9 protein-coding genes are annotated in these 10820 nt (G+C 46.7%); 6 read left to right on the forward strand and 3 right to left on the reverse strand.

The window, feature by feature from the left end; all coding sequences use genetic code 11:
* Nucleotides 1-8 precede the first annotated feature (8 nt).
* Nucleotides 9-2351, reverse strand: a complete 2343-nt coding sequence (locus ACXAH6_RS13405; protein ID WP_474877582.1) for a glycoside hydrolase family 2 protein — start codon at nucleotides 2349-2351, stop codon at nucleotides 9-11.
* A 98-nt stretch (nucleotides 2352-2449) separates the two neighbouring features.
* A complete protein-coding gene (locus tag ACXAH6_RS13410; protein WP_474877584.1) occupies nucleotides 2450-5107 on the reverse strand; it encodes a TonB-dependent receptor in 2658 nt (885 codons plus the stop codon).
* 575 nt (nucleotides 5108-5682) lie between these two features.
* On the opposite strand from ACXAH6_RS13410, the gene ACXAH6_RS13415 reads away from it, so the two are divergent.
* Nucleotides 5683-6237 carry a single-stranded DNA-binding protein gene (locus ACXAH6_RS13415; protein ID WP_474877586.1) on the forward strand — a complete coding sequence of 185 codons (555 nt, stop codon included), beginning with the start codon at nucleotides 5683-5685 and terminating at the stop codon, nucleotides 6235-6237.
* A gap of 106 nt (nucleotides 6238-6343) precedes the next feature.
* Here ACXAH6_RS13415 and ACXAH6_RS13420 read toward each other — a convergent pair whose 3' ends face one another.
* A complete protein-coding gene (locus ACXAH6_RS13420) occupies nucleotides 6344-6913 on the reverse strand; it encodes a DapH/DapD/GlmU-related protein (protein WP_474877587.1) in 570 nt (189 codons plus the stop codon).
* A 29-nt stretch (nucleotides 6914-6942) separates the two neighbouring features.
* Between ACXAH6_RS13420 and ACXAH6_RS13425 the strand changes: the two genes are divergently transcribed.
* The 5 genes from ACXAH6_RS13425 to mreD all read left to right on the forward strand — a co-directional run bounded on the left by ACXAH6_RS13425 (nucleotide 6943) and on the right by mreD (nucleotide 10819).
* Nucleotides 6943-7494 (forward strand): histidine phosphatase family protein, encoded by a 552-nt coding sequence (locus tag ACXAH6_RS13425; protein ID WP_474877589.1) that lies wholly within the window; start codon nucleotides 6943-6945, stop codon nucleotides 7492-7494.
* A gap of 109 nt (nucleotides 7495-7603) precedes the next feature.
* Nucleotides 7604-8113 (forward strand): hypothetical protein, encoded by a 510-nt coding sequence (locus ACXAH6_RS13430; RefSeq protein ID WP_474877591.1) that lies wholly within the window; start codon nucleotides 7604-7606, stop codon nucleotides 8111-8113.
* Between the two features lie 265 nt (nucleotides 8114-8378).
* Nucleotides 8379-9422, forward strand: coding sequence for a rod shape-determining protein (locus ACXAH6_RS13435; RefSeq protein WP_474877593.1), 1044 nt, complete (start codon nucleotides 8379-8381; stop codon nucleotides 9420-9422).
* A gap of 36 nt (nucleotides 9423-9458) precedes the next feature.
* A complete protein-coding gene (gene mreC / locus ACXAH6_RS13440; protein WP_474877595.1) occupies nucleotides 9459-10334 on the forward strand; it encodes a rod shape-determining protein MreC in 876 nt (291 codons plus the stop codon).
* Between the two features lie 8 nt (nucleotides 10335-10342).
* On the forward strand, nucleotides 10343-10819 hold the full coding sequence (gene mreD, locus ACXAH6_RS13445; RefSeq protein ID WP_474877596.1) for a rod shape-determining protein MreD: 477 nt from the start codon (nucleotides 10343-10345) through the stop codon (nucleotides 10817-10819).
* Nucleotide 10820: the final 1 nt, after the last annotated feature.

Below are 10820 nucleotides of genomic sequence, written 5' to 3' on the forward strand. Positions count from 1 at the left end.
AATCCTAATTACTTAAGCGCGATAGTAGCGGGTGTCAGGCCTTCACCTGAAACCGTAACACTCGCATCTGATAAATCATTACCCACTTGAATCAACACGCCACCTTCACCACGAGCTGTTGTGATGGGACTCTGATTCAACAGCTTAATGTCGCCATTGACGCTGGCAGTAAGGGTCAAATCATTCACACGTACTGGATTGCCGTTTGCATCGACAACTTGAGCATATACGAATACTTTGTCTTTTACGCCCGTTGCAGGAGCTTTACCTGATGCGTCTACTCGCAACACAATGCCGCTAGCGTCACCAGCTGTGGTAACGGTATGGCTTGATACTACCTTGCCATCGACCACTGCGTCGGCGCGCAGCGTACCTGGAGTAAATTTACCTAAAGCAAAGGTAAATGGAGGGTGAGCGAGGTGTGAGCTTAGTGCATCTTGGTCTGGTTGCTGTGTGGCAACTAGCGTGTCGTTCAAATACAACGACACTTGCTCTGCGTTAGAGAATACTCGAACATCGCTACTCGAACCTTGTTGCCAATCACTGGCAATATAAACCATGGCGCCACTGTCGAAACGACTGTCTTGTTCGCTGATGTCGCGTTGACTTTGGAACAAGTAATAGCTGAATTTAGGTTGGCGATAAATACTCGCAATACCCGACGATTCAATATCGTCAGCATAGCCGCGGTTATAGTCAAACATCACCCAATAGCCGTCAGCAAAAGCGGGTACGGTGAAATTGTCGTTGTGTGCTTCTTGCAAGTTCTTGGCTTGTTGCAACAAACGCTTTTCGCCGCTGTTTAACAATTGGCGACTGGTGCGTTCGTCTTCTTGTAGGTCTTGCCAGCTATCCTGATTTAACCCTGCGTTTTGCGCGTAGTATTCCCAATCACCGTATTCAGAGACAATGTAAGGTTCTTCAGGCGTTTCATAGTGCTGTAGTCTGTGTTGACGAGCTTGTACGTAAATATCGTAGCCTTTTTCCCAACCCGCAGAATACGCGCCTGGGTATTCTTTATGTACGGTGTCTGACAGTGCTGCAATAAACTCATCCGGCATATCCGACTCGTTTAGCGAGCATTCCCAAGCAATCACGCTGGCGTGGTTTCGGTCGCGGCGAAGCAAATCGGCACAGGCTTTTATGGTGTGCGCTTCGAATGCCGGTGTTGGGTTGTAGTACTGCCAGCCCAAAATAGCGTCGAGTAGGACTAAACCTAACTCGTCTGCCGCTTCCATAAAGGCCTTTGAATGAGGGTAGTGAGACAAGCGTACATAGTCGAAACCTGCACTCTTTATTTTAACCGCATCGCGGTAGTCTGCTTGGGCTGATGTTGCGTAGCCCACAAATGGGTATTCTTGATGGCGGTTGACGCCGCGCAAGAAGGTTTTCTCGTCATTGATTAACAATTCGTGTTTGTCGTTAAACACGAAAGAACGAATACCTATTTTACGCGTTTGTTTTTCAATCACATTGTTGCCGTTAGACAACACGGTTTCTAGCGTATAGAGGTTAGGGTGTTTAGGTGACCACAGAGCTGGTTTTGCCACGTCTAGCAGCTGCTCAAGGTGGGTAGATTCACCTGCTTTTAAGGTGTGCTCAACAGCGGCTTGTTGTACTTGTTGGCCGTCGAAGTTCAGTGTTTGTGTAAGCGTGAAGGTTTGTTCGCTCTGTGTGGTATTGGCGACCTGAGTTTTCACATTGACGCTAGATTGGGCTTTGTCGACCGTAGGGAAAGTGACGAATACGCCACCGCCAGCTACTTCGTTGGCATACATTTCATCGGTGATCATCAGCTTGTTTTTTACCAACAAGTTCACATCGCGATATAACCCGCCATACATATTAAAATCGAGCAAAGAAAGGGGTTTCGGGCCAGTAATGTCGTTATCGCGGTTGTCTAAGCGCACGCGAATGTTGTTCGTACCAGCTTGTAAGTATGGGCTTAAGTCGAGTGTGAAGGGTAAATAGCCGCCTAGATGACTGCCCACTTTTTTATCATTAAGCCAAACTTCTGCTGCATTCATCGCACCTTCAAAGCGAACGAATACGGCTTGGTTTAACCATGCCTCTGGCACAGTAAAAGATTTTTGATACCACGCAATACCTTGCCATTGGTCGTTGACAATCTCAGGTTCGAGTTGCGGCGTGTGGGGCAAAGCGACATTTTGCCAAGGGCTATCGATTTGTGCGGGTGTTAATTCTTCGTTTGCCTTTTTAAATTGCCAATCTTGATTAAAAGAGATGGTTTGGCTGGTAAACGGTGTTTGCGAAGAGGTGTTTGAAGGTTGGCATGCGCCTAAACCTATTAGCGTACAGAGTATAAGGGCAAATCGGAAAATAGAAGTCATTGCACTAGCCTTGTTGAAATGAGAAATATCAAGCCGCGTGGGCTATAAACGCAAAAAAGCACCGCTCTCGGAAGGAGAGCAGTGCTGATTTGAAGAGCTTACATTGAATATTGGAAGCCTAATAGATAACGGCGTCCCCACTCGGCATACTGACGAGGGCGAGAAGGATCGTTATCGAAGTAAGACGTTGACGCTTCGTTAGTCAGGTTTTGACCTTGCAACATCACTTTGAAGTTTTCAGTAAATTCATAAGAGATGCTTGCGTCAACAGTTGCCTCATCATCAATGGTGAAGATAGCACCTGGATCCCAGCTACCTACACTGGTGTACGCACTACGGTAGTTGTAAGACACTTTCGCATCCACACCGGCTTTGTAGTACCACAGTGTCAAGCTGCCTACGTTCTTCGACAAACCGCCCATTGGAAGTGGGTTGTCGACTGGCTCGAACTCGGTGATATTGCTGTCTGTATAGCTGTAGTTTGTGTAGATACCTAGGCCATCAAATGGTTCCGGTAACATAGAGAACGCTTGCTGATACATGACTTCGAAACCACGAATTTGACCGCCATCACCGTTGATTGGGCCGCTAAACTGGTAGTCCTCGCCGTTAATGTTCAAGGTTTCTGTTGAAGAGCCTACGTGACTCTTAACGTCTTTGAAGAACAATGACAAGGTAAGTGCCGCGTCTTCTGCGAAGAAGTACTCATAACCTAGGTCAACTTGGTCAGCCACAAATGGGTCGAGTTGTGGGTTACCACCTGACGCCGTTTTCACGGTAGACGTTGTGTTAATTTGCAGACCAGTACGCATTTCGATTAGTGGTGCACGTGACATCGCACGAGACAAACCAAAGCGAATTTGCGAATCGTCTGTAACGTTGAAACGCAAGTTTAAGGCCGGCAAGATTTCATCATAATCGTGGTCAATCGACACGTGAGTAAGTTCACCGCCATCAGACTGTTGGAAACCACTAGACGTTGATTCAGTGCGTACGTAACGTACACCAGCGTTACCGGTATAAGAAATACCCGCAATTTCACCGTTTAGGTTAAATTGGAAATACAGTGCAGTATTGGTTTCTTGTACGTTCCAGCTGTTGAATTTGTCGGCGTCGGTTTTTTCGTGCTGTGAGCGATTATCAATACCGCCAAATGCTGTTTCAGCAACATCCGCCCAGTTACCAATGGTGTAAAGTGCAGGCACATCGTAGCCATCACCAAGTTCATATGTGTAAGCATCTACAGTTGCGCTTGAATCAACTACGCTCTGTTCCCAGCTAACCACATCGTTGTCTTTTTCGCGGTCTGTCCAACGGCCACCAAAGCTCACTGCATCAATAACGCCCCACTCAACTGGGCGAGAGAAGTCTAGCTTCGCAGTAATCATTTCATCTTCAAGTACGCGGTCGTTATCAACCTGCATGTAGTCGAGACCGTAATCTGATACATCACCAATGTCGTAACCGGCACCAATAGCTAAGCGCTCACCAGTGGTATCCCAGCTGTAGTCCATACCATTAGCATCGGCGTCTGCATCCCAGTACCAAGACTGAATGTTTACCCAACGCGATTCGATAGAGGCTTCTGAATAACCGATGTCAGCGTTGATTTTCCAATCATCGCCTATCCATTCAGCATTCAACCCCGTACTGATAAGTTCGTTTTTCTGGAACCAAGTAGAGTTGTTCGCTGTGTGGCTACCACCCCATAGCATACCGCCAGCGACGATTTGCTCTGAGCCATCTTCTTTGGTGATGATTTGTGGTGCGTTGCTGGCATTGGCAACGTTCCAGTCATTCAAACCGCCCCAGTTACCCCAACCATCAAACCACATCTGGTCTTCACGTTCTTCAATGTCAAACTTGGAGTAGAACAGGTCGTATTTTAATTCCAGGCTTTCAGTGGGTAGCCATTGTAATACGGTCATTGCGCCAACACGTTGATTGTCGCCACCTTTTGTTGCAGTTTGAGCGCCCCAAGGCGCGGCTTCTGTTACGCCGTTACCATCTACGTCACCTTGTTCAGCGGCAACGTTATTGTATTCCCAAGATGTGACATCTTTTTGGATAGACGGTTGGTCTTGTACAGCAATACCGAAGGCAAAACCAAAGGTATCTGAAATAGGGTCGATGTAGCTGAAGTTGGCACGATAACCGCGGTTATCAGCAGTGGGGATATCATCAGCTAATGGGTATTCCATCATATGACCGCTAACGTTAATCACGCGCTCACTCTTATCAAGCGGGTCAACGAATTGCATGTCAACTAAGCCTGAAATACCGCCTTCTACATTGCTGGCGACAGGGCTTTTATATACTTCTACCGAGCTGATCAATTCAGCAGGAAATTGCTCATAACGTACGCTACGGCTAGGCTCACCACTTACGATCTCGCGGCCATTCATCGTTGCAAGGTTTAGGCGAGGGCCCATACCGCGAATAGAGATCTGGCTGGCGTTACCACGGTCACGATCTGCTGCGATACCTGGTAGACGCGCTAGCGCATCAGTAATAGTTACGTCGGGTAGCTGACCAAGGTCATCAGTAGAGATAATTTCTACAGTGGAATCTGCTAGCTTCTTGTGTTGAAGAGAGCGAGTCAGTGTACTACCGAATCCACGTACAGTGATAATTTCGGCATCAATTGCATCGGCTTTGGTTTCTGTTTTTTCAGCTTCTTGTGCGTGTGCAGCTGACAAACTTAAGCACTGCGCTAGTGCAAGCGCGGTTAGGCTTAGCTTAAACTGTGTCTTCATCCTATTACCCCCAAGGTAAACGTTTTCTAAGAGTGTCCTAAGTCGTGTTTGAGTGCGTGAATATCCATCTTTCAAGGCAGGTAAGCGTAGGGCTAACTATGACCGCCTCAAACAATAACAACTTTATAACATGATTGGGTAAACGTTTACCATAAAAAGTTAATATATTTTTATAATTTAATTAGAGACGCTTTAAATTAGCTGGTTATAACGAGAAAACGATTACATAAAGCTTGTTGGAATTGTGTGATTTTGTTAATCATTTTCATTTTTCGCCCAACGACTTGTTAATTTGACTTCTCAAAATCGCGTTTCGACCTGATCTTATAACGAGTTACATTGATAACGAGAACCCGTTAATGTGGTGTTCACATGCGCGAATGAAACACCTCACGCTTTGTGAAAGAGTCAGGTGGCTGGCTTTGGCGTAAATTAACCCTTAGTGATTTGAGAAAATAGGGTATACTTGCCCACTTTCACCGAGTTCCACACGAAACACAAAGGTACTGTGGCCTGAGTGAAATAATGACGAAAGCGATAAGCCACAGACTAGACAGAAATTACAGGAGATATCGATGGCAACCAGAGGCGTGAACAAGGTCATTTTAGTAGGTAATTTAGGTAATGATCCTGAAGTGAGATACATGCCTAACGGAAATGCAGTGGCGAATTTGAGTTTGGCAACCAGTGAGAGCTGGAAAGACCAACAAGGTCAGATGCAAGAGCGTACAGAATGGCACCGCTTAACCATGTATCGTCGTCTTGCCGAAATTGCCGGTGAGTATCTGCGCAAAGGTTCGCAAATTTATGTTGAAGGTAAATTGCAAACCCGCAAATGGCAGGATCAACAAGGCCAAGATCGTTACACGACAGAAATCATCGTAGACCAAATGCAAATGTTAGGCGGCCGCGAGCAGCAAGGTGGCGGTCAACAAGGTGGTGGTTATCAGTCGCGCCCACAAGGCAACAATATGCAAGGTAACCAAGGCGGTTACGGCAATAATCAGCAAGGTGGTGGTTATCAGCAAGCACCACAAGGTCGCCCACAAGGCGGTCAGCAGCCAAATAACCAATCTCAGCCTCCTATGGCAGAGCCTGATTTTGATTTTGATGATGACATTCCGTTCTAAAAGACCCGTCATCTCAAACTAATGCCATAAGGCCCCGATAACAACGGGGCCTTTTTGATCGTGTAACTGTTATCGCTTCTGTTAGAGTTGAGTGAATAAAGGCGAGCTATGAATCTGTGTCGGGCTTGTCGAGGAAGCGTATTACTTTAGCAGGGTTGCCGAAGGCGACGGCGTTGGCGGGCAACGATGTGGTTACGGTACTCCCTGCTCCAATTACGGTGTTTTCGCCAATGTTTACGCCCGCGTGAATAACACAATGGGCGCCAATCCATACACCGTGGCCAATTGTCACGGGTACAAACGCGTCGCTATTTTGCTGCTGTGTGGTGATCACACAATGAGGCCCGATAAGCACGTTGCGGCCAAATGTCACCGTGGCAAAGTCTTCTATCGCAACGTGATGATTAGCATACAAACCATGGTCGGTGTGAATATTGGTGCCGTGAATACAGGAAAATGGGGATTCTAAAAAGACCTGCACCTGAGTTTGAAGCAGCGTGCTAACGAGGGACTTGCGCTTTTTTACTTGTTGCGGTGGTATGGCGTTAAGTTGGTTGCACAGAGGATGTACTTGGTCAGCTAACACGTGGGATTTTATCTTGTTTACAGTGATATAGATATGTTCTCGCAGGCATGGAAAATGGTCAAGTAAGGCCTCTACTGCTATAAATAGCATAAATGAGCACGAACACTTACAGAGCGGGAATGAATAAGGAAATATTACTAATACGCCACGGTAAACCGAAAGCGGCGCAGAACCACAAAGTGTCTGCCGCTGGCTTTGCTAACTGGGTTAGGCAGTACGACAAGTCATATGTGTGCGATACCAGTCGGCCAAAGCACAAGCTTGATTTGTCGGAACATTACGTGATCAGTAGTGATTTAAAGCGAGCCATTCATTCAGCAGAAATTTATACGCAAAAAACACCTGATATTAGTTTGCCGCTGTTTCGTGAAATGGATATTCCTTGGTATCCAATACCCATTAAGGCCAAAGCGTGGAATTGGGTGTATTTGAATCGCCTAATTTGGTTGTTGGGAAAAACAGGGCCCTTTGAAAGCTTTGGTCAGGCTAAGGCGCGTTCGATTCAGGCTGCTGAGTATTTGGCCGATAAAATAAATGAGCAGCAGGCAATAGCGGTATTTGCTCATGCGATGATGAATCGATTTCTCTGCAAGGAACTACAGCGCCTAGGTTGGCAATGTGCAAATAAAGACTACGTGTATTGGGGAATTACGCGGTTGGTTAAACAGTAACACGATGAATTATCACTTGATTGTTGCTAATTTGTTAATGAATACTGTTAAGTCTATGACCGCACACGTAATGCAACAGACAAAATAAAACAACATCAGAGTCATGACCATGAAACGTAAACCCAAATTTTCGGTTGGAAAAGCCCTAGTTAATTTAGTAGTTATTGTTGCTTTTTCCGGAGCATTACTTTGGGGGATCTTGTATTTGAACGCAGGCAATACCGGGCGTGAAAAGGCAACATTAGAAGAATATGCCATGCAGTTTGGGTCGAGTGTTACCAATACCCATTGGCGTTGGCAGGCGAATGATAAGCCCAGTATGGTGTTGTTGGTGCATTATGATGAAGCGGGTCGGGAGCGAGGACGTACGCCTGTTCCTATGAACCACACCGGTTGGCCTTTGGTGGAACCAAACCGAGAAGGTTGTGTCAAAGTGTGGCGCAAGTTGATGAACATGTCGCCCATGGTAGATGGCTTCAGAGTGATTGGTGATTATTACTCGGAAGACGAGTCGCGCCGTGAGGATAAACAGGCTTTTTGTCGGTATCGATTAAGTTCAGGGTCTGCTTTTGACTACGTCATTGGCACTGGTGATGTGACTTATCTCGGTGATGGATGATCATTGCCGCGTGTACTGATATGAGTTGAGCAGCGTGTAAAACGCACAATTTGGGCAGCCGTTTGTCTCAACGACAGGAAAATACGTGCGGTCGCTGGTAAATATCGGTGATTAATCGGAAAATATCAGGCGTCACGCTATCGCGACTTGCTCTAGCTAGCCCCCGTTGATAAAGTGTGCGCAGTATAATTTATTTGTGTTCGTGGCTAGACTTCACTCCTCATTCGGCCGCCAACTAACCTAATGTTACAGGAACCAGCATTTCATGTTTAAAAAGCTTCGGGGCATGTTTTCCAATGATCTGTCCATCGACCTCGGAACAGCCAACACACTGATTTACGTTAAAGACCAAGGTATCGTACTTAACGAGCCATCTGTAGTGGCGATTCGTCAAGAGCGAGCAAGTGGACCAAAGAGTGTGGCTGCAGTGGGTGCGGAAGCAAAGCGTATGCTAGGTCGTACCCCTGGTAACATCCGTGCCATTCGTCCGATGAAAGACGGCGTAATCGCTGACTTTTACGTGACAGAAAAAATGCTACAGCATTTTATTAAGCAAGTGCACGACAACAACTTTTTACGTCCAAGCCCTCGTGTTTTGGTGTGTGTACCTTGTGGTTCAACCCAAGTAGAACGCCGCGCCATTAAAGAATCTGCGTTGGGCGCGGGTGCACGTGAAGTGTACTTGATTGACGAACCTATGGCAGCGGCTATTGGCGCAGGTTTACCTGTGTCAGAAGCAACCGGCTCTATGGTGGTCGATATTGGTGGTGGTACTACTGAAGTGGCTATCATTTCATTGAACGGTGTGGTGTATTCATCTTCGGTGCGTATTGGTGGTGACAAGTTCGATGAAGCCATTATCAACTACATCCGCCGTAACTTCGGCTCACTGATTGGTGAAGCAACAGCCGAGCGCATCAAACATGAAATTGGTGCTGCCTACCCAGGCGAAGAAGTGCGAGAAATCGAAGTACGTGGTCGTAACTTGGCTGAAGGTGTACCTCGTGGTTTTATTCTTAACAGCAACGAAATTCTTGAAGCCTTGCAAGAGCCGCTAACGGGTATTGTTTCGGCTGTTATGGTAGCGCTAGAGCAATCTCCACCAGAACTGGCTTCAGATATTTCAGAGCGTGGTATGGTACTCACCGGTGGTGGTGCTTTGCTGAAAGATCTCGACCGTTTACTCATGGAAGAAACCGGTATTCCTGTTGTTATCGCAGACGACCCGCTAACGTGTGTAGCGCGTGGTGGTGGTAAAGCCTTCGACATGATTGACATGCACGGCGGCGACCTGTTTAGCTACGAATAACCAAGCAAGGCAACCTCGGGTTGCCTTGATAGTTTTATGGATACCATATTTACCCGCGGTCCTTCACTTCACAACCGACTAGCAATTGCGTTATTGCTGTCGGTTGTGTTGATCGTAATAGACCATAAATTCGACGGTTTTAAATCTAGCCGCGTTTACCTCAATTCACTGATGAGCCCTCTGCAATACATGGCTAACTTACCCAGTGAAATGCTCAATCTCAGTGCCGAGCGTTTGGCATCGCAACAATCGTTAATTAAAGAGAACAAGCAGCTAACCAACCGTATTTTGTTGATGAGTGAAAAGCTCCAGCGCTTTGACACCTTACAAAATGAAAATAATCAACTGCGTAAATTACTTGAAGCGCCGGTGAAAACCGAAATGCGTAAACGCGTTGCTGAGCTAATGGCCGTTGACCAAAACCCGTATAGCCAACAAGTGCTCATTAATAAAGGCGCCATTGATGATGTGTATCTGAGTCAATCAGTGCTGGATGAACGCGGCATTGTGGGGCAGGTAATGGAAGTGGGTACCACTAACAGTCGGGTGCTGTTAATTACCGATGTCACTCACTCTATTCCCGTGCGAATTGTGCGTAATAATGTGCGTTTTATTGCCGCTGGAACCGGCTCTCTCGATGAACTGTCGTTGCAACATGTTCCTCACTCTGCTGATATTGTTGAAGGGGATATGTTGGTGTCTTCTGGGTTAGGCAATGTGTTTCCCGAAGGATATCCGGTAGGGAAAATCACGCGCGTAGTACGCGATGAAAGTCGTCCCTTTGCGCAAGTTACGGTAGAGCCCATGGCAAGACTGAACCGCATGAAGTACCTGTTATTACTGTGGCCATCAGAGCACGAGTTAGCGCCTGACGCAGCGACAGGCGCCGATATCAAAGATGATGGGGCCTAGGTGTGGTGATGAAAAAGCGCAATTACTTTATTCTCTTGAGCATTCTTATCGCACTGGTTTTACAAATTATGCCGGTGCCGATACAAGTCGATAAATATCGTCCTGACTGGGTGTTGATTGTTTTGTCGTACTGGGCGATGGCACTCCCTCATCGCGTGAACGTAGGCGTGGCTTTTATTTCGGGCCTTGCCTTAGACATTTTGATGGGAACGACTCTCGGCGTTCACAGTTTTTCTATTAGCTTGTCTGTGTATGTGTTGGCGGCTAATTATCAGCGCTTGCGCAATTACTCGGTGTGGCAACAAGCTGGCATCATTGGCTTGCTAAGCGCCCAGTTTCATATGATTTCATTCTGGCTGATGTACATGATAGACGACGTAGAATTCAGGGTTGCCTATATGTGGCCAGTTGTCACATCAATGGCATTATGGCCGTGGGTTTTTTGGCTGTTACGCAAAGCGCGACGACAACTTAGGATCACATGAC

The organism is Alteromonas sp. ABE4_545, from assembly GCF_056161325.1.